Origin of the sequence: Pseudomonas sp. BJa3, assembly GCF_026343815.1 — a bacterium.
Taxonomy (GTDB): domain Bacteria; phylum Pseudomonadota; class Gammaproteobacteria; order Pseudomonadales; family Pseudomonadaceae; genus Aquipseudomonas; species Aquipseudomonas soli.
The window spans coordinates 96,224-112,373 of sequence record NZ_JAOXMC010000003.1 but is presented as its reverse complement, the minus strand read 5'-3'; the positions used below and the strand labels follow the sequence as shown (position 1 = coordinate 112,373).

25 protein-coding genes are annotated in these 16,150 nt (G+C 63.7%); 9 read left to right on the top strand and 16 right to left on the bottom strand.

From position 1 onward, the window contains the following. Window positions 1-2 precede the first annotated feature (2 nt). Both OH705_RS04065 and sctW read right to left on the bottom strand, forming a co-directional pair. Window positions 3-266, bottom strand: coding sequence for a TyeA family type III secretion system gatekeeper subunit (locus tag OH705_RS04065; protein ID WP_052062219.1), 264 nt, complete (start codon window positions 264-266; stop codon window positions 3-5). Window position 267: 1 nt separating this feature from the next. Next, a complete protein-coding gene (gene sctW / locus OH705_RS04060; RefSeq protein WP_267301095.1) occupies window positions 268-1,116 on the bottom strand; it encodes a type III secretion system gatekeeper subunit SctW in 849 nt (282 codons plus the stop codon). Window positions 1,117-1,320: 204 nt separating this feature from the next. Between sctW and sctN the strand changes: the two genes are divergently transcribed. From sctN to sctU, 8 genes are all read left to right on the top strand, one after another. After that, the gene (sctN, locus tag OH705_RS04055) at window positions 1,321-2,649 is read left to right on the top strand and encodes a type III secretion system ATPase SctN (RefSeq protein ID WP_267301094.1); all 1,329 of its coding nucleotides are present in this window, start codon (window positions 1,321-1,323) and stop codon (window positions 2,647-2,649) included. Further along, entirely contained in the window at window positions 2,640-3,110 is a 471-nt protein-coding gene (gene sctO, locus OH705_RS04050; protein ID WP_267301093.1) for a type III secretion system stalk subunit SctO, read from the top strand. Before sctN ends, sctO begins: the two co-directional genes overlap by 10 nt. A gap of 230 nt (window positions 3,111-3,340) precedes the next feature. Beyond that, window positions 3,341-3,895, top strand: coding sequence for a type III secretion system needle length determinant (locus OH705_RS04045; protein ID WP_052062220.1), 555 nt, complete (start codon window positions 3,341-3,343; stop codon window positions 3,893-3,895). Next, a complete protein-coding gene (gene sctQ, locus OH705_RS04040; RefSeq protein WP_110604560.1) occupies window positions 3,892-4,815 on the top strand; it encodes a type III secretion system cytoplasmic ring protein SctQ in 924 nt (307 codons plus the stop codon). Before OH705_RS04045 ends, sctQ begins: the two co-directional genes overlap by 4 nt. Then, window positions 4,812-5,465 carry a type III secretion system export apparatus subunit SctR gene (gene sctR, locus OH705_RS04035; RefSeq protein WP_160290575.1) on the top strand — a complete coding sequence of 218 codons (654 nt, stop codon included), beginning with the start codon at window positions 4,812-4,814 and terminating at the stop codon, window positions 5,463-5,465. The genes sctQ and sctR overlap by 4 nt, the downstream gene beginning before the upstream one ends. A gap of 1 nt (window position 5,466) precedes the next feature. After that, window positions 5,467-5,733 (top strand): type III secretion system export apparatus subunit SctS, encoded by a 267-nt coding sequence (sctS, locus tag OH705_RS04030; RefSeq protein WP_023629663.1) that lies wholly within the window; start codon window positions 5,467-5,469, stop codon window positions 5,731-5,733. Continuing rightward, window positions 5,730-6,518: a type III secretion system export apparatus subunit SctT gene (gene sctT, locus OH705_RS04025; protein ID WP_267301089.1), complete on the top strand. Its 789-nt coding sequence runs from the start codon at window positions 5,730-5,732 to the stop codon at window positions 6,516-6,518. Before sctS ends, sctT begins: the two co-directional genes overlap by 4 nt. Next, complete coding sequence (gene sctU, locus OH705_RS04020; RefSeq protein WP_023629661.1) at window positions 6,515-7,567, top strand: type III secretion system export apparatus subunit SctU; 1,053 nt, start codon at window positions 6,515-6,517, stop codon at window positions 7,565-7,567. Before sctT ends, sctU begins: the two co-directional genes overlap by 4 nt. A 40-nt stretch (window positions 7,568-7,607) precedes the next feature. On the opposite strand, the gene OH705_RS04015 is transcribed toward sctU, so the two are convergent. From OH705_RS04015 to OH705_RS03955, 13 genes are read right to left on the bottom strand one after another with little or no spacing between them, the layout of a single operon-like run. Continuing rightward, window positions 7,608-7,796, bottom strand: a complete 189-nt coding sequence (locus OH705_RS04015) for a hypothetical protein (protein ID WP_023629660.1) — start codon at window positions 7,794-7,796, stop codon at window positions 7,608-7,610. Next, a complete protein-coding gene (locus OH705_RS04010; RefSeq protein WP_023629659.1) occupies window positions 7,793-8,428 on the bottom strand; it encodes an HrpE/YscL family type III secretion apparatus protein in 636 nt (211 codons plus the stop codon). Before OH705_RS04010 ends, OH705_RS04015 begins: the two co-directional genes overlap by 4 nt. After that, on the bottom strand, window positions 8,407-9,021 hold the full coding sequence (locus tag OH705_RS04005; RefSeq protein WP_267301088.1) for a SctK family type III secretion system sorting platform protein: 615 nt from the start codon (window positions 9,019-9,021) through the stop codon (window positions 8,407-8,409). Before OH705_RS04005 ends, OH705_RS04010 begins: the two co-directional genes overlap by 22 nt. Beyond that, window positions 9,018-9,752 (bottom strand): type III secretion system inner membrane ring lipoprotein SctJ, encoded by a 735-nt coding sequence (gene sctJ, locus OH705_RS04000; RefSeq protein ID WP_094011321.1) that lies wholly within the window; start codon window positions 9,750-9,752, stop codon window positions 9,018-9,020. Before sctJ ends, OH705_RS04005 begins: the two co-directional genes overlap by 4 nt. 7 nt (window positions 9,753-9,759) lie before the next feature. After that, window positions 9,760-10,098: a type III secretion system inner rod subunit SctI gene (sctI, locus tag OH705_RS03995; protein ID WP_023630367.1), complete on the bottom strand. Its 339-nt coding sequence runs from the start codon at window positions 10,096-10,098 to the stop codon at window positions 9,760-9,762. Beyond that, entirely contained in the window at window positions 10,095-10,325 is a 231-nt protein-coding gene (locus tag OH705_RS03990; RefSeq protein WP_023630366.1) for a hypothetical protein, read from the bottom strand. The genes sctI and OH705_RS03990 overlap by 4 nt, the downstream gene beginning before the upstream one ends. Next, on the bottom strand, window positions 10,322-10,672 hold the full coding sequence (locus OH705_RS03985) for a YscG family type III secretion system chaperone (protein ID WP_023630365.1): 351 nt from the start codon (window positions 10,670-10,672) through the stop codon (window positions 10,322-10,324). The genes OH705_RS03990 and OH705_RS03985 overlap by 4 nt, the downstream gene beginning before the upstream one ends. 2 nt (window positions 10,673-10,674) lie before the next feature. Further along, window positions 10,675-10,935, bottom strand: coding sequence for an EscF/YscF/HrpA family type III secretion system needle major subunit (locus OH705_RS03980; RefSeq protein ID WP_023630364.1), 261 nt, complete (start codon window positions 10,933-10,935; stop codon window positions 10,675-10,677). 1 nt (window position 10,936) lies between these two features. Further along, entirely contained in the window at window positions 10,937-11,134 is a 198-nt protein-coding gene (locus OH705_RS03975; protein ID WP_267301086.1) for an EscE/YscE/SsaE family type III secretion system needle protein co-chaperone, read from the bottom strand. Further along, window positions 11,124-12,032 carry an FHA domain-containing protein gene (locus OH705_RS03970; RefSeq protein ID WP_263157873.1) on the bottom strand — a complete coding sequence of 303 codons (909 nt, stop codon included), beginning with the start codon at window positions 12,030-12,032 and terminating at the stop codon, window positions 11,124-11,126. The genes OH705_RS03975 and OH705_RS03970 overlap by 11 nt, the downstream gene beginning before the upstream one ends. Before the next feature lies 1 nt (window position 12,033). Further along, window positions 12,034-13,599, bottom strand: coding sequence for a type III secretion system outer membrane ring subunit SctC (sctC, locus tag OH705_RS03965; RefSeq protein ID WP_323873485.1), 1,566 nt, complete (start codon window positions 13,597-13,599; stop codon window positions 12,034-12,036). Next, on the bottom strand, window positions 13,587-14,009 hold the full coding sequence (locus OH705_RS03960) for a CesT family type III secretion system chaperone (RefSeq protein ID WP_023630360.1): 423 nt from the start codon (window positions 14,007-14,009) through the stop codon (window positions 13,587-13,589). The genes sctC and OH705_RS03960 overlap by 13 nt, the downstream gene beginning before the upstream one ends. 39 nt (window positions 14,010-14,048) lie before the next feature. Next, on the bottom strand, window positions 14,049-14,780 hold the full coding sequence (locus tag OH705_RS03955; RefSeq protein WP_094011316.1) for a helix-turn-helix transcriptional regulator: 732 nt from the start codon (window positions 14,778-14,780) through the stop codon (window positions 14,049-14,051). Window positions 14,781-15,189: 409 nt separating this feature from the next. On the opposite strand from OH705_RS03955, the gene OH705_RS03950 reads away from it, so the two are divergent. Beyond that, window positions 15,190-15,558, top strand: coding sequence for a CesT family type III secretion system chaperone (locus tag OH705_RS03950; protein ID WP_023630358.1), 369 nt, complete (start codon window positions 15,190-15,192; stop codon window positions 15,556-15,558). Window positions 15,559-15,565: 7 nt separating this feature from the next. Here the strand turns inward: OH705_RS03950 and OH705_RS03945 are convergent, their stop codons facing one another. After that, on the bottom strand, window positions 15,566-16,150 hold the full coding sequence (locus tag OH705_RS03945) for a DinB family protein (protein WP_023630357.1): 585 nt from the start codon (window positions 16,148-16,150) through the stop codon (window positions 15,566-15,568).

Here is a 16,150-nt window from a genome sequence, read left to right as displayed (position 1 = left end):
GCTCATGCCTCCCGCGCGCCGCACAGCAGCGCCTCCTCGTCGTCGATGGCCTGGTCCATGGCCAACTGCCAGATCGTCAGCAGATGCTCGCGATGCGCCTCGTCAGTGAATACTTGCACGGGCAGCAGACGGAAGATCCGCTGCAACTCACGCAGACACTGGATGCGTTGCGCCTGCGGGCCCAGCGGCATCGCCACGAGCAGGCGCTGGATGTCCTGCACTGTCGTCCAGCGTTTATCGATCAGCGCCAGGAGGTCGCCGACCAAGTCAGAAGGTCCGTACGCCACTGGGCTCTCCGGCGAGCTGGCGGAACAGCGCGACAGTGTCGCCTTCCAGTTTCTTGAGCGCCTGCACCAGCTTCATGTCGCTGACCACCTGTTGCAACCGGTTGCTGTCCAGGCTCGAGGACGGACCATTGATATGGCTGGCCAGACCATTGAGCATGAACTGCGCAATATCGGCGATGGCGGCATCGCCAAAGCGTGCACGCAGCTCATCCCAGGCATGCCTGAGCCCGCGATAGTCGCACAGGAAGTCGCAGTACACGCCGCGCAGCGCCCCCACGTCGGCCACCCCCTGGGCCTGCGTCGCCTGGGCCAGCGGACCGATCTCGATGCCCAGTTCGATCGCCTGGCCGTGGCGCTGCATCAGGGTTGCCAAGGCCTGGTCCAGCTTGCCGGCCAAACCATGCGCATCGCCCGACGCGCCCAGCGCGTCACGCGCATACGCCAGCGCCAGGTAGCGATGACAGGCCTCAGCGGCAAATCCATCCAGGCGCGCGTCCAGCTCACCCGGGGTCAGCTGGGGATGCTGGCGCAACCAGGCCACCAGTTCATCCAGTGACCGACGCTGCACATCCGGTACCTTGGCCAACATGGCCTCGGCCTCCTGGCCGGCGCGCGATCCCAGCTGACGCGCATCGGTAACGCGACTGCGGCTACTGAGCCGCGCGTTGGCCAATGACGAGAACGCCATGGACACCTCTTCCGCCATGCTGGCCTGTTGCGCCATCGGTATCACCTGCTGCCCTTGCGAAACCGGCGCCCCTAGCGCCTCCCAACCGGGCACCATCGCCAGCACCGGTTCACTCCGTATAAAGCCGACGCCTTCGCTCATCCCCACCTCGTCGCCACGTCAAAGAATGAGCACCATGCTAGAGGCAAGCCCTGCGCCCCACTGTTGCCACTGGCCGCTTCTTTTTAGCCTGTGGCCAGGTGCGACAGTAGCCGACCGAAAACTAAAAACATGCGCCTCACAGTGAAATCCGCTGCGCAGCAGGCCACCTAGAATGGCGCGCATCTTCGTGCCGTAACCTTTCCCATGCCGCCATCGCTGCTCCAGATTCCCCAGACCCTGCTGGGCGCCGTGAACAACGCCACCTTGGTGCAAGTCAACGGCAAGGTCACCCAAGTCACCGGCACCCTGATACGCGCGCTGGCGCCGGGCGTGCAGGTCGGCGAGCTGTGCCGGCTGCGCAAGCCGGGCGGCCAGCCTGAACTGCTGGCCGAAGTCATCGGCCTGCAGCAGGAGCAGGCGTTGCTCGCCCCGCTGGGCGACATGCAGGGGCTGTGCACGCGCACCGAAGTCTGCCCCACCGGCGGCATGCACCGCGTGGGGGTAGGCGAGCACTTGCTGGGGACGGTGCTGGACGGCCTGGGCAATCCGCTCGACGGCAGCACGTCGGCGACACCACAAGCCTGGTACTCCGTGCATCGGGACGCGCCATCGCCACTGAGCCGCAAGCTGGTCGATACCCCCTTGAGCCTGGGCGTGCGTTGTATCGATGGCCTGCTCACCTGCGCCGAAGGGCAGCGCACAGGCATCTTCGCCCCCGCCGGTGGCGGCAAGAGCACTCTGCTGGCCACGCTACTGCGCAACGCAGAGGCCGACGTGATCGTGCTCGCCCTGATCGGCGAGCGCGGCCGCGAGGTGCGCGAATTCATTCACCAAGAACTCGGCGAGCACGGCCTGCGCCGTGCGGTGCTGGTGGTCGCGACCTCTGATCGCCCGGCCATGGAACGCGCCCGGGCGGCCTTCGTCGCCACCAGCGTCGCCGAATATTTCCGCGACCAGGGCAACAAGGTACTGCTGCTGATGGACTCCCTGACCCGCTTCGCCCGGGCCCAGCGGGAGATCGGCCTGGCCGCGGGCGAACCGCCTACTCGACGCGGCTTCCCGCCTTCCGTGTTCGCCCAGTTGCCGCGCCTGCTGGAACGCGCAGGGCAATCGGCCAAGGGTTCGATCACCGCGCTTTACACAGTGCTGGTGGAAGGCGACGACCTGAACGAGCCGATCGCCGAGGAAACCCGCTCGCTTCTCGATGGCCATATCGTCCTGTCCCAGGCCCTGGCAGCCGCCAACCACTACCCGGCCATCGACGTGCTGCGCTCGGTCAGCCGGGTCATGAACCAGGTGGTCAGCCCGGAACACCGGACCGCCGCCGGCCGACTGCGCGAATGGATGGCCCGGTATGAGGAAGTCGAACTGCTGCTCAGGATCGGTGAATACACGCACGGCCAGGATCTGCTCGCGGACCAGGCCATCGGCAAACGCGAAGCCATCCGCGCCTGGCTCTGCCAGCCTTGCGACGAGAACGTCTCGCTGCGACAGAGCCTCGACCAACTACTCGAGATCACCCGATGCCCCTAACTGCCCTTGCGCACATCAAGCAACGCAGGCTTCAGCGGGCCGAGCGTGAAGCGCGAAGCCAACTGGCCTTTCTACAGAAGGCAGAAAAAGCCAAGGCACAATCTGTCGAGTCGTACCTGGCCTTTCAACGCGGGTCCCGCGAAGAACAACAGCGCCTGTTCGCCGCGCATGTCGGCCAGTTGATCGACTGTCGTGCCTTGGAGCACTGGCGTCGACAGGTCAGCCTGCTCGGTGAGCGCGAAGCGAGCCTGCACGGGCAAGTCGTTGCCTGCGAGGAGGCACTGGCGCGCCAGCACACGGCACACCAGCAGGCCCAAGCGCAGCTCGCCCAGGCTCGACAAAAAAGGGACAGCTTCGTCCAACTACGAGATGAGGCTCACCAACGCGCCGCTCGGCTGGCGGAATGCAGGCAGGAGCTCGAGCTGGAGGAGCATCGCTTACACGGTGGCTTGCAACCATGAAGACCCTGCCCGTGCCTGCCTTACCAATCCCGCCGAATGACACGCCTCGCTTGCCTCCCCTGAACAGCCAGCGGCTGTTGTTCGAACAGCTGCTAGCACCACCGGAAAGGCAGGGCATGCCTCGAGAGGCTGGCCATCTGCGCCTCGGCTACCCTTTGGCGCCCGCCATGCGCAGGACGGAGCACTATCCACCTGTGCCTGCCCCACCGACGCTAACCGAGGATGTTGTCATGCATCCCTTCACCGCGACGGCGCCCGAAGAACTCGAGGCGCCCGGGTCGACGGTCCAGAGCGTACCCGAGACCGTTCAGCGAGACATTCGCGATCACGCCGACACCCTGCCCAGTCGCCTGCTACCCCAGGAAAGCGCCATACCGGCCCCGGTTCATGCCCTGACCTGTGAACGTGCAGTGGTCGACAGGGTACTGCCCTGCCCGGGCGTCACCTTCAATGAAGACCTGCAGATACTGGTGGATCGCCTGCACCTGCAAGTGCTCGGTTGCAAGGCCGACAAGCGCGAACTGACCCTGCTGCGTGCTCGGTTGCCGCAGTTGGGAGCTGTCGAGGTGCACATGCGCCATGGAGGCGCAGGTTTGCAGGTGGAGATCCAGGCCGCGCCAGCGAGTCTGCGGCAATTGCAGGTGGCTTGCGCAGACCTGCTCGAACGCCTGCAACGGCTTGATCCAGCGCAGCCGGTCAGCCTCGGCTTTTCCGCAAACGGCGACGGCGAGCAAGGTTCACGCAACCGGCGCCACGTGCTCGACGAGTGGTGGCCCGAACCATGAGCCCAGCGAGCTTCCCATCCGCTAACGAACAGGAGCTGCGCCTGCAGCGACTGCTGAGCCATCGCCAACGTAGCTATGTCGATGCCGAGCGCCAGGCCTTGCTGGACATCGTCGCTTGCGAGGGGGACACCGACCTGGTCGTGCTGGTCGATTGGCAAGGCGTGCCGGCGCGCCTGCTGTGCCGTCGGCAGCATCTGGCGCAATGGTTGGCGCCACATTTGCAGGAAGCCGACTTCGCCAGCCTGCCGGCACCGTTGCAAATGGCGTTGCTGCAACGGGACAGCCCTTGGCTTCCTGGCCTGCAATGCCTGGGTATCGAACCGGCAGGTGTCTGCCAGCGCACGGCGTGCCTGCAAGTATCGCTGAAGCATGCCACACGCGCGCTGACCTGCTGGGTGCAAGGCGATTGCGAGCGCCTGCTCGCCAGCTTGCCGCGACGCCCGCTGCGTGAACGCCTGAACATCGCGCTGAACCTCTCACTGCAATGGCCCCCCCACGACCTGTCGCTGCACGAGCTGCGTGAACTCGGCATGGGCGACATCCTGCTGCTGCCCGCCGCCACGCCAATGCCACCCCGGTTACTCGGTGTGCTCGACGGCCATCCCTGGGCAGAACTGCTGCTCAACGACACACACCTGGAGCTAGTCCGCATGCACGAATCATTACCGCCGCCCGATACCGCGCTGGGGGAACTGGAGCAATTGCCGATCGCGGTCAGTTTCGAGGTCGGTCGCCAGACCCTTGACCTGCACACGCTGTCGACCCTGGGGCCAGGCGCCCTGATAGAGCTGCACAGCCCGCTGGCGGCCGAGGTGCGCATTCTTGCCAATCAGCGCTATATTGGCAGCGGCTTGCTGGTGCGCATCGACGGTCGCCTCGGGGTGCGGGTGACGCGGCTGCTGGAAAACGACCCGACATGATCCAGTTGCCTGACGAACTGAGCCTGATCCTTGGCCTGGCGCTGCTGTCGATGGCCCCTTTCATTGCGGTCATGGCCACCTCGTTCCTGAAGATGACCGTGGTCTTCTCGCTGCTGCGCAACGCCCTGGGAGTACAGCAGATCCCACCCAACATGGCCCTGTATGGCCTGGCGATCATCCTCAGCATCTACGTCATGGCGCCGGTGGGCATGGCCACCTACGACTACCTGAATACCCATGAGACAGTCCTCGGTGATGCTCACTCGATCGAACATTTTCTCGCCGAAGGCCTGGAACCGTTTCGCACGTTCCTCGACAAACAGGTCAACGAACGCGAGCGCGCCTTCTTCCTCGACAGCACGCGCCAGTTGTGGCCCAGCCACTATGCCGAACAGGTCGACGGTAACAGCCTGCTCGTCCTGCTGCCCGCGTTCACCATCAGCGAACTGACCCGGGCCTTCGAGATCGGCTTCCTGATCTACCTGCCATTCATCGCCATCGACCTGATCATCTCCAACATCCTGCTGGCCATGGGGATGATGATGGTGTCGCCAGTGACCATCTCGCTACCCTTCAAGCTGTTGCTGTTCGTCCTGCTCGATGGCTGGGGGCGCCTCTCCCATGGCCTGGTGCTGAGCTACGGGGGCTGAGATGAGCAGTACCGAAGTCCTGCACTTCGCCAGCCAGGCGCTGTGGTTGATACTGATCCTGTCACTGCCGACGGTGCTGATGGCCGCGCTGGTGGGTACGCTGGTGTCGCTGGTCCAGGCGCTGACCCAGGTGCAGGAACAGACCCTGGGCTTCGTCGCCAAGCTGGTCGCGGTGGTCGTTACCCTGTTCGTCACGGCCGACTGGATGGGCAGCGAGCTCTACCGCTACACCGATCTGGTGCTCGAGCGTGTCCTGTGGGTGCGATGACTGTCCATGCGCTTGAACAGGCCCTGCTGAACTTCAGCCTGATCCTGCCCAGGCTGTTCAGTTGCTTCATCGTGCTGCCGATCCTCGGCAAGCAGGTACTGGGCGGCGCGCTGGTACGCAATGGCGTGGCGTGCTCGGTGGCGCTGTTCATCTACCCCAGCGTGGCGGGCACCGTGCCGCCAGGCCTGGATGGGCTGCAACTGGGGCTGCTGATCGGCAAGGAAGTGCTGCTCGGCTTGCTGCTCGGGTCCATCGCGTGCATCCCGTTCTGGGCGCTGGAGGCCTGCGGCTTTCTCATCGACAACCAGCGCGGAGCGACCCTGGCGTCCACCCTCAACCCGTTGCTGGGCAGCCAGGCCAGCCCCACCGGAGCGCTGCTGCTGCAGACCCTGGTCACCCTGTTCTTCACCGGTGGCGCCTTCCTGGGACTGCTTGGCGCCTTGCTGGGCAGCTACGCCAGCTGGCCCGTGGCCAGCTATTACCCACAGATCAGCGACCAGTGGAGCGTGTTCTTCCTGGCCCAGTTCGACTACCTGATGACCCTGTGCCTACTGTTCGCCGCGCCCCTGCTGATCGCCATGTTCCTCGCCGAGTTCGGCCTGGCACTCATCAGCCGTTCCGCCCCGACGCTGAACGTATTCATCCTGTCCATGCCGATCAAGAGCCTGGTCTGCAGCGCGTTGCTGGTGCCCTATCTGTACCTGTTGATGGCGCAGGCCCAGGATCAGGTGTTCAGCGCGCTGCACGCGGTGCGCCTGCTCGGCCCCTTGCTGGAGCAGCCATGAGCACGGAAAAGACCGAGTATCCTACTCGGGCCAAATTGCGCGATGCACGACGTAACGGCCAGGTGGTCAAGAGCAAGGAACTGGTATCCAGCGTGCTGATCCTGAGCCTCGCCACGTTGCCCCTGGGCTTTCCCGACTACTTCCTCGGACACCTGCGAGCGCTGATGCTGCTTCCCGAGCCCCTGCTCCACCTGCCTTTTCGCCAGGCATTGGAGCTGATGCTGCAACAGTTGCTGCACGAACTGCTGTGGCTCACCCTGCCGTTCCTGCTGACCACGTTGATTGCCGCCAGCGCGGGCAACCTGCTGCAAACCGGCTTGCTATTCAACACGCAGTCGCTCTCACCCGACCTCAAGAAGGTCAGTCCCGTGGAGGGGATGAAACGAATCTTCTCGCTCAGGAACCTGCTCGACTTTCTCAAATCCTTGCTCAAGGTGCTGCTGCTCGGCGCATTGGTGCTCGGTCTGCTCAGCGATAACCTGCCCGCGTTGCTGCGGGTTCCACTGTGCGGCATCGGCTGCATCCTGCCTGTTCTGGGCAACCTGCTGGGCCAGCTGATCGGCGTCTGCGCCGTTGGTTTCATGGCGATTTCAGCGGCCGACTACGGCCTGGAGCGCAGGCAGCATCACCAGCAGTTGCGCATGAGCAAAGATGAGGTCAAGCGTGAGCGCAAGGAGCAGGAAGGCGCGCCGGAGCTCAAGCGCGAGCGCCGCAAACGCCACCGTGAACTGCAGCACGGGACGTTGCGTGCAGACGTCAGGCGTTCGTCGGTCATCGTCACCAACCCGACCCACATCGCAGTCGGCCTGCGCTACGAGGCCGGGGAAACCCCGTTGCCGCTGGTCACCCTGAAGTACACCGACGAGCAGGCCCTGCGGGTACGCCGAATCGCCGAGGAAGAAGGCGTGCCGGTGCTGGAGCGCATACCCCTGGCACGGGCGCTGTTCGCGGACAGCCTGGAGGAACAATACATCCCCGGCGAGTTGATCCAGCCGGTGGCCGAGGTGATTCGCTGGTTGCAGGCGCAAGAGAAGACGCCGCCGGTCTGAGCAGGTTGCGCCCGTTCCTCAATGGCTGAGCGGCCAGTTGCTATACCACGATACCGCGCTGCGGCAATGGCCGGCGCACGGGCAAGATATCCTGCCGCACAGGCGGTCGAACAGGCTGACGAAGCTGCGCCCAAAATACCTGGAGCAACCCATCGCGCTCCTGGTCATCGCGGATGGCTCGCGCCGCGGCGGCCAGCACCGCCTCATGGCCATGTTCGAGCGGGCTCATGGCGATCCAGCCTCGTTATCAGCAACCCCTTGCACCAACACTCGCTGCAAGGCGCTCAACTGCCCTTCGATGCTGGCGTCGATGACGCAGCCCGCGGTTTCCAGTCGACAACCGCCGCGTGCGAGCCGAGCATCACCACAGATTTCCAGGGGGCCCGTGTCGGGAAACTGCTCGAGAATTGCATCGATACGCAGGCGGACCTCGCGCACCTGTTCGGGGCACACGTGCAGAACCAACGCCTCGCATGGCTGGACCTGCGCCAACGCTTGGCGCGTGGCGGCCAGCGTCAGCTCGATGTCCGGGTAGGCCCCCAGCACCTTGCCCACCGCCTGGTACACCACCTCACTCAGTTGCCGGTCTGCCTGGCGATAGAGCTCTGCACAGCGCAAACGCACGCTGTGCAGCATCGCCGCCTGCTCGATCGCGGCCATTTCCAGCCCGACCTCGTGCCCAAGCCGATGCTGCGCCTCAAGTACCGCATCGGCCTGGGCATCGAGTTCGCTTGCACGCTGACGAGCGCTTTCGATCAAGGCACCGGCCTCGAGAAAGCGCTGGTAATCGGCGCTGCGCAACACGGTACAACCTGGTTCGACCATCGGCCGGCAATCATTCAGTTCAATAAATGGCAACATTCCAGGCTCCTGTCTCGGGCCACTTTCAGGCAAAGGATACGCGCCAGGGCGCGCTGATCGTCGCTCAACGGCCAGGTCGGCAACGCACCGGCGCCAGGCAGGCGCAGGGCCAGGCGCCGGGCAAAACCGGGATCGGTACAACCACAGGCCTGCAGCCAGAACGACAGCCCCTGCAAGGGCAGGTCCACCTCCAGCGCGCCGCTTGGCAGCGCCCGCTGCCAACCTGGTGGCCATGGACCGATGATCAGCCGCCATTTCTCCAGGCAATAGCGCAGGCCCTGATCGCCAAGGGCGTGGCGCAAGCGCGTCTGGTCGGCTCGGGCGAGCAGTCGCATGATGGCCTGGCCATGCAACAAGCCGCCCACAGTGGCCAGAACACGTTCGAATGCTGGCTGCGGATAGAGGGCCAGCCCACCCAGCCGTTCTGGTATTTCAAAGGGTTCGGCCAGGTCCAGCGCCGACAGCAACCAACCATTGATCGCGCTGTCCCGACGCCAATTCGGCAAGGCCTGAACTACCTGCAGCAACGGCTCAGGACATTGAGCCTGGTGCAAGTAACTCGCAGGGCAATAGCGAAGCTGAAACGGGGTCATGCTCGCTGGCGCCACCACAGGTACTGTGCAAGATTGCTTAGTAACAGCATCCCCAACAATGCCCCGACCAGCGCAAGCAGACGCAGGCGCGAACCCTCCATCACCTGAATCGACAGCAGCGTCGCATGCCGCGCCCCTGGCCGCAGCTGACGAGCCTGGGTGGAAGGCACCAGCACCACACTGATGCGTTCGTAGTCCAGGCCTTCGATGCTGTTGCTCAACAGCTGTTTCATCTGCCCGATGTACAGGTCCAGCGGCGCGTCCGCCGCATGCTTGATGAAGATCGACGCCGAAGCCGCACGGGCCGGCGCGCGCAGGGCGTCACGCGGCTCAGGCAAGACCACATGCACCCGCGCCACCAGCACGCCATCGATTTCCGACAGGGTGCGCGACAGTTCCTGGGACTTCACATAGGTCAGCCGCGCGTGCTCCTCCAGTGGCGACGAGATCAGGCTGTCCCGGGGGAATACATCACTCACCGTGGAGAACATCTCTCGTGGATAGCCCTGGCGCTTGAGCGCGGCTACCGCATGGCCGATGTCGGCCTCGCCGATCAGGATCTTCACCTTGCCGTCCTTGTCTTGCGCCTTCACCGCCTCGATGCCCTCGGCATCCAGCACCGCGAGCATTTCGTTGGCTTCGCGCTGGCCGAGGCCCAGGTACAACTCGACCTTGCAACCGCCCATTACCATTACCGTCAAAAGCAGCAAGCACTGCCATGGTCTCTTCACAGGGCACCTACTGGGCTTTCATGAGGGTTTCGATATTCTGCGTGGTACGTCCCACACCCTTGGCAATCAGCTCGACCTGCAGGTTGGTGCGCATCAGGGCCCAGTGGGCATCCATCAATGCCACCGGATCGCCCACGCCTGAAACCAGGCTGGCATGCGCGCCCTGCCTGGCTTCGGCATGTTGCTGGCCGAGCTGTGCGATTTTGTGCAGCACTCCCTCTTCAAGGCTGCCGGCACTATTGGATAGCGCCTGCTCGAACTCGGCCACCTGGCGCAAGTCGACGTCCGGTGCCGCCAGGGACTGCAGGTCTGTGACCACACGTGCCACCTCGGCAATGCCACTCATGTGTCGCTCTCCACTGTGAAGGAGTCGTTGAGCAAGTCCATCGCCATGGCGAGCACTTGCAGACGCTGTTGCTCTGCCACTGCCGGCCTCCGCCACTGCTCGGGGGCGCCTGGGGCCTGCTCGATCAGGCATGCCTGAAATGCAGCAGCGTCCCGATCCGCAGGAGCGAGCCGCGGAATCGAAGCTGTTTGCGCACTCGTCAACAGCGACATGGTCAACCCGTTCATGCCACCACCTGCGCACGCATCCCCTCGGCAAACCGGATCAGATCGCAATCCTCGCTTTGCGCCATGCGTTCGAGCCGCCGTTCCAGCGCCGCCATGTAGCCAAGCTGGCGCTCGCACAGTGCCAGCCACGGGCCAAGGGATGGCCAGGGCGCCTGGTCGCCTTCTGCCAGGGCCTCCTCGCAGCGTCCCGCCCCCATCAGGGCGGCGATGCGTATCGCACAGGCGGCTTCCATGGTTTGCGGCTGCCGGGCAAGCCAACGCGCAATCGCCATCGCTTCGTCATGGTGACGGTGTTCGACACCCAGCAAGCCCAGGCGCGCCATCAAATTATTCACCGAGTACTCCATGCTCAGAACTTCTGCAGGATGCTACTGATGGTGTTCTTGAAGGTCTGGCCCAAGGTCGCATCGACCTGGAACACGTTGGACCAGATGTTCGAGCGGTGGCGCATGTCGGCCAACAACGCGGGGTCGTCGCTTTTCTCGTTGAGCTTGCTGAGCGATTCGAGGACAGCCTTGTTGGCCTCTCGCGCCTGCCTGACCATGCCCTCGTGGACCATGTCCATTGTGTTGCTGGTGCCGTCGTGGAATCCGCTGCTGATGCCTGTCATTTCAATGTTCCTTCAGTTTTTCCAGGATATACAAGGCCGCTTCAAGGGCCGTTCGCTCATCGCGCAACGCCTGGAATGCCGTGGGCGGCAAGGGGCGTGACATTTGCTCGGCGAGGGCCTGCCGCGTATGCTCCAGCGCACCGTACATCCGGGCGCGCATGTGTGGGTCGCGTGCTTCCTGCAATAGCTCATCCATCATCGATAGGGCGCTCCTTGAGATTGATCGAGTAATCCTGCCCGCCCTTGCGCAATGTGATCGCCTGGCCATCGATCGCCAGGATGCGGATACCAGAAGGCAGCAGCGCGCCTACCGGATAACGACGGTTGTCATTCAGCGTCACGTAGGGCACGCGCCCCAGTGACACCGCGCGCAGCGGGAAATCGAGTTTCCCGGGCACAGGTGCCCTGCCCTCAGCGACCAGCTTCAACAGCGGATGCTCGCCGAATGCCTCGCGGAACTGGTGCTGCAACTTCAGGAAGTCCTGCTGCTGGCCGCCCTGCAGAGTCCCACGCAGCACCAAGGTGTCACCGCGGTCCTCCAGGCTCAGGGCATCTTCCAGGCGCCATTCGCGCAGGAGTTGCGCCAGGCGCGTCCGGGCCTGTGGAACGGGCAGGCTGTGTGAGACGACGCCGGGATCGCCTGTGTCCCCTTTGCGCTGGGCTTCAGCCTCTGGAATCAGCAGTCGCGAGAGCAGCGCCAGCAACAGCAGCAAACCGCCCCCCGGTACCATGAACCAGCCAGCCCGCAATCGGGGTCGGGGTCCAGAGAGCGTTTCGGGAAGCCGCTCGGCAAAAACCTCGCCCTCTATACAGAATGCCCAGCACAACGGGCCACAACGCTGAATGGCCAGTGCCTGCAACTCGACACCTGCCACCACCGTCGCCCCGTCCTGTGTAGGCGGCTCGATGGTTCCCCACTCCAACAGGCGTACTCCGCCAGGCTCTACCATCAGCACCAGGTGAACGGCGGCGATTCCCGCGTCCACCAGCACCAGATCGGCTTGCGCCGGATCGGCGCCGATGACTACCCGGCCGGGCGCCAGGGACACTTCGGCCCCCGCATTCAGGCCACTGTAGACCCGCAGCTGGTAACTCATTTCAAGAGCGCTCATCACCGGCAGGGACTGCGTCCGAACCATTACCGACACTTGCAAGCCCGGAATCGATCAGCTTCGGCTCGATCAGGAACAGTCGAACCGATCGGCGCGTGCTGCTGGACTGATAGCGAAACAACGCCCCCAGGAACGGAATGTCTCCCAATAGCGGGACCTTGCGCAGGCTTACACTCGTCTCGTCGCGGTGGATACCACCGATCATCAGGCTCTGCCCCAGGTCGACCCGGGCCAGCGTGTCGATGACCGTGCGACTGATCGTGGGTATGCCATCGGGGCCCGTGCTGTTGGACTTCTGGCTACCGTCCTCGATATGCAGGCTCAGGCTGATTTCCGGCCGGTCCGCACTGCGGATCAGGCGTGGAGTCATTTTCAACAGGGTGCCGTAGGTGATCGCCTTGAGCTCGGCGACGCGTTCGCCCAGCACCCGGACATAATAGGTTTCGCTGTGGTCCAGCACCGCCAGGGTGTTTTCCTGGGTCAGCAAGGTCGGCCGCGACACAACCTGGGCGCGGCCTTCTCCCTGCATGAGCATCACCTTGGCCAGCAGCCGGTTCACCCCCCGGCCGTCGACCAGGCTGCCGGCCAGAGTTCCCTGCGCCTGGCCTGCGCTGGTGCGGATGTCGATCAGCTGGTGTTTGCCAGTGCCAATGCCGACCTGCCACTCCACCCCGAGCTCAGCCAGATGCTCGGCGTTGATGTCCAGGATCGTCAGCCCAACCTCGATGCGTGCCGCCGGCCGGTCCAGCGCCGCTACCAGGCGCCGGTACATGGGCATGCGCTCTGGATGGTCACGCACGATGATGGCATTGAGCGACGCTTCGGCCTGGACAACGGCTTGACCGCTGCGTACAGGCGCCCCCTTCGCCACCGCCTGACCTTCGACCACCCGCACATCGGCGTTCGTCAACACTCGAGAGAGGAGCGTGGCCACACCGGGTACCGCAATCTTCTGGTCGCGGTAATCAATTTCACGGTCTTCAGCTACCGCGTGCCTGAGCGCGATCACCTCGACACTCAGGCTGCCACCGAATTCGTCCTGCAATACCGCCTGTTGCTCCAGCGCCTTTACGGTCTGCTCGACACGGTCGAGGTAACGCGGTGGGCCCGAGGCATACACCAGCCGCCCATCCGCCGCAGCGCGCCAGGCGAAGCGCGACGTCCAGCCGCCACCCTCCTGCAGGGCAGTGCGAACTTGTGGCTCGCGCACGTTTTCCAGGTGGACAAGGCGTGTCTGCATTTCGCTGGACTTGTCGACATGGAGCACTGCGCCGTCGTAGTACCAGACCAGGTTGAACAGCACGGCGACCTGTTCGAGAAACGCCTCCGGGTCCGGCTGCTCGAACGTGGCGCTGACCTGGTCCCTGACCTTGTCGCTGACCACGACCGCCCCCTGGTAGTTGGCGGCGAAATTGCCCAGCAGGTCACGCAGGCTCTCGCCCTGGGCAACGTAGTGGAACGGCTCCTGGGGCCAATCCAGTGGCTCAGCCTGGACCGCAACGCTGGCCAGCAACGCAGTCAAACCGGCGGCGAGCGATTTCAAGGCAGCCATATCCGAGCTCCTCCGTGGGTCACAGGTGCTTGATCCGCAGGTTGCCCGCACAGAAGATCGATAAGGTCGACCTGAGCACCCAGCACATGATCGACGATGTCGAGATCGCCCTGCGCCAGGTCTACCTGCGCTTCAAGCAGCGGCTCTCCCGCAGGTGTCAGCGCCAGTCGCTGCGGACAATGCTGAGCCCACACCGTCAGCATGCCCATCATGCGGCGCAAGGCTTGCGGGTCGAGGCTGGCGCCTTGGCCGGCCAGCGACGACAGTGAACTGCGAATCAGCAGTCGCGTGCCTTGCGGCTCGAGCGACAGGGGATGCCCCTCGATGCACAGCTGGTAGTCACCGCGCTCACTGGCCAACCAGGGCGCCATGCCCAAGCGTCGGGCCATTTGCTGCAAAAGTGTGTTCATACACGCATCATCCGGGCAACGGAGGGAACAGAAGAGTTGTCAGCCACGGCGAGCATCGCTGGGGGTGCGGCCGAACCGCCGGCGGTAGCTCTGGCTGAAATACGACTGGCTGGAAAAGCCGCTTTCCATGGCGATGTCGACAATGCTCATGCGCGTGTTAAGCAGCAAATGGTGCGCATGGACGATCCTGCGCTCGGTGATCCAGGCTCGGGGCGGGCATTTGTAGAAGCTGGCGAACAAACACTTGAAGGCCGTCAGGCCCAGGCCGAAAGCCTCGGCATACTGGTCCAGTCGCCACTCGCGCAGGTAGTGTTGCTCCATGAAGGCATGCAGGCGATCGACATGGCGATTGCCCTGTTGCCGCAAAGCCGCCAGCAACGTCCGCCCCTGCGGACCGAAGACCAACAGCAACAGCAACTCCTCCAGGCGCAGCATCGCCAGCATTGAAGCTGCCCCTTCGCCACCAAGTGCCGCCAGTCTGGCCACGCATTCCTGCGCCATTGCGCAAGGCTGGAGCCGGAGGGTGTTCACGCACGCCTCCTCGTGACGTTCAAGCCGGGCGAGGTCAGTGCCATGCCTTTGCACAAAGGCTTGCACGAAGTTCACGTCCAGCGGCAGCCAAAGCACCTGACAGCCCTGCGCCTGGGTCGCAACCAGATAAGTGCCGCGTTTGACGAACAGCAGCTCACCAGCCCGTAGATGAATGATGTCGTCCTTTTCGCGCAGGGCCAACTCACCCGCCAGGATGGCGTAAAAACCTTCCTGCCCCAAGGACGTGAACCCCGCCCCGACAACATCCAACTGCCGCCCCTGCACACACCAGCCCTCAACTGGAGAAATCCCTCTCACACCAGGCCTTGCTTCCCGTAGACCTTTTGAACACCGAACGAATCGCAACGCCTACAGAACTGGAGCAGCCTCTGTGGACTTGACCGTATCGATGAAGACGAGGCGGTAGACTAAGGCGTGCCCGCTGAAATGAATGCAGGGATAGTTCGCAGGAGCAAGTGGCATTTCGCCACTTTCTGTAGGAAATAGATGGTCTGGCGAAGAATGAATGTGGCAGTCCCCACAACGCCTCTGCTGACAGCCAACAACTAAAAATTGGCGACAGCGACCGGTATCCACCAGGGCGTGCCCACACTACCGTGACGGCCCCCTTCATTATCGAGAACTCGCCATGTCAGGCACGAACTACGATTATGCATTGACCCAGCTGTATGCTGCCCTGAAGCTGGATCCACCCTTGACCTTCGACCCGGTGATCAGCCTGCAGGTGGGTTCTTTTGTGTGCAACGTCAGCGAGCACCCGGCGGATCACTTGCTGATGTTCATCGAACTGCCCGCAATCGACGACGTACGCTGGGGCGAGCAGAACCTGTTCTGTCAGGACACCTGCAAGCCTGTGATCGGTGTCGACCCACTCACCGGCATGCAAATACTGTGGAATCGCCAGGCCCTGGCGCAATTGGACCGTGCCATGGTGCATCACCAGCTGGAGCAGCTGGTGCAGGCCGCCCACGATCTGACAGGTGCCGAAACAGCCTGAGCGTCCCTTAGGGTTGCTCCCAGACCTGCGCCTCGCTCCAACCCAGCGCGGCAAAATCCCCGGAGCGCAGTGAGGCCTCTTCTTCGCAGAAGAATTCGTCCAACTGCGGTGGCCTGATCGCCGTGTCGCTGAGCATCGCGTGTACCTGGCCACGATGATGGATCTGATGCTCGAACAGGTGCGACAGCAGGCGCAAACGTTGCTCCTGTTGCACCCGGTCCGGTCGCACGATGCTCACGTAGCGCCGCAACTGGTCGTCGCGCAATTGCCGGCAATAGGCGATCAGCCGCTGGTCGGCCTGGGCCTGCTGGGCCTGCAGGTCGGTGCAGGTGGCGAAGGGCTGCTCGGGCTGGAAGAAGCGCTCGCCATCCGGGTCCGGCGTTTGGCCGCGCTGCTCGCACTCCAGCGCATCCAGGTAGAACCAGTCGACCGTCAACAGGTGGTTGAGGGTGGCCTTGATCGACGGGAAGAAACTGCAGCGGGGGGCGACGAACTCGTCCTGGGTCAGTTGCAGACAAGCCTTGTACAGGCGGTGGTTGGCCCAGCCATTGTTGTAGGCCTGGGTCAGCAGATGATGCGACAGCGGCTCCAT

Coding starts and splice junctions, on each gene's coding strand:
- sctW (WP_267301095.1), bottom strand. CDS start 1,116: ATGAGCGAAGGCGTCGGCTTTATACGGAGTGAACCGGTGCTGGCGATG.
- sctN (WP_267301094.1), top strand. CDS start 1,321: ATGCCGCCATCGCTGCTCCAGATTCCCCAGACCCTGCTGGGCGCCGTG.
- sctO (WP_267301093.1), top strand. CDS start 2,640: ATGCCCCTAACTGCCCTTGCGCACATCAAGCAACGCAGGCTTCAGCGG.
- OH705_RS04045 (WP_052062220.1), top strand. CDS start 3,341: ATGCATCCCTTCACCGCGACGGCGCCCGAAGAACTCGAGGCGCCCGGG.
- sctQ (WP_110604560.1), top strand. CDS start 3,892: ATGAGCCCAGCGAGCTTCCCATCCGCTAACGAACAGGAGCTGCGCCTG.
- sctR (WP_160290575.1), top strand. CDS start 4,812: ATGATCCAGTTGCCTGACGAACTGAGCCTGATCCTTGGCCTGGCGCTG.
- sctS (WP_023629663.1), top strand. CDS start 5,467: ATGAGCAGTACCGAAGTCCTGCACTTCGCCAGCCAGGCGCTGTGGTTG.
- sctT (WP_267301089.1), top strand. CDS start 5,730: ATGACTGTCCATGCGCTTGAACAGGCCCTGCTGAACTTCAGCCTGATC.
- sctU (WP_023629661.1), top strand. CDS start 6,515: ATGAGCACGGAAAAGACCGAGTATCCTACTCGGGCCAAATTGCGCGAT.
- OH705_RS04015 (WP_023629660.1), bottom strand. CDS start 7,796: ATGAGCCCGCTCGAACATGGCCATGAGGCGGTGCTGGCCGCCGCGGCG.
- OH705_RS04010 (WP_023629659.1), bottom strand. CDS start 8,428: ATGTTGCCATTTATTGAACTGAATGATTGCCGGCCGATGGTCGAACCA.
- OH705_RS04005 (WP_267301088.1), bottom strand. CDS start 9,021: ATGACCCCGTTTCAGCTTCGCTATTGCCCTGCGAGTTACTTGCACCAG.
- sctI (WP_023630367.1), bottom strand. CDS start 10,098: ATGAGTGGCATTGCCGAGGTGGCACGTGTGGTCACAGACCTGCAGTCC.
- OH705_RS03990 (WP_023630366.1), bottom strand. CDS start 10,325: ATGAACGGGTTGACCATGTCGCTGTTGACGAGTGCGCAAACAGCTTCG.
- OH705_RS03985 (WP_023630365.1), bottom strand. CDS start 10,672: ATGGAGTACTCGGTGAATAATTTGATGGCGCGCCTGGGCTTGCTGGGT.
- OH705_RS03980 (WP_023630364.1), bottom strand. CDS start 10,935: ATGACAGGCATCAGCAGCGGATTCCACGACGGCACCAGCAACACAATG.
- OH705_RS03975 (WP_267301086.1), bottom strand. CDS start 11,134: ATGATGGATGAGCTATTGCAGGAAGCACGCGACCCACACATGCGCGCC.
- OH705_RS03970 (WP_263157873.1), bottom strand. CDS start 12,032: ATGAGTTACCAGCTGCGGGTCTACAGTGGCCTGAATGCGGGGGCCGAA.
- sctC (WP_323873485.1), bottom strand. CDS start 13,599: ATGGCTGCCTTGAAATCGCTCGCCGCCGGTTTGACTGCGTTGCTGGCC.
- OH705_RS03960 (WP_023630360.1), bottom strand. CDS start 14,009: ATGAACACACTTTTGCAGCAAATGGCCCGACGCTTGGGCATGGCGCCC.
- OH705_RS03950 (WP_023630358.1), top strand. CDS start 15,190: ATGTCAGGCACGAACTACGATTATGCATTGACCCAGCTGTATGCTGCC.
- OH705_RS03945 (WP_023630357.1), bottom strand. CDS start 16,150: ATGGAGCCGCTGTCGCATCATCTGCTGACCCAGGCCTACAACAATGGC.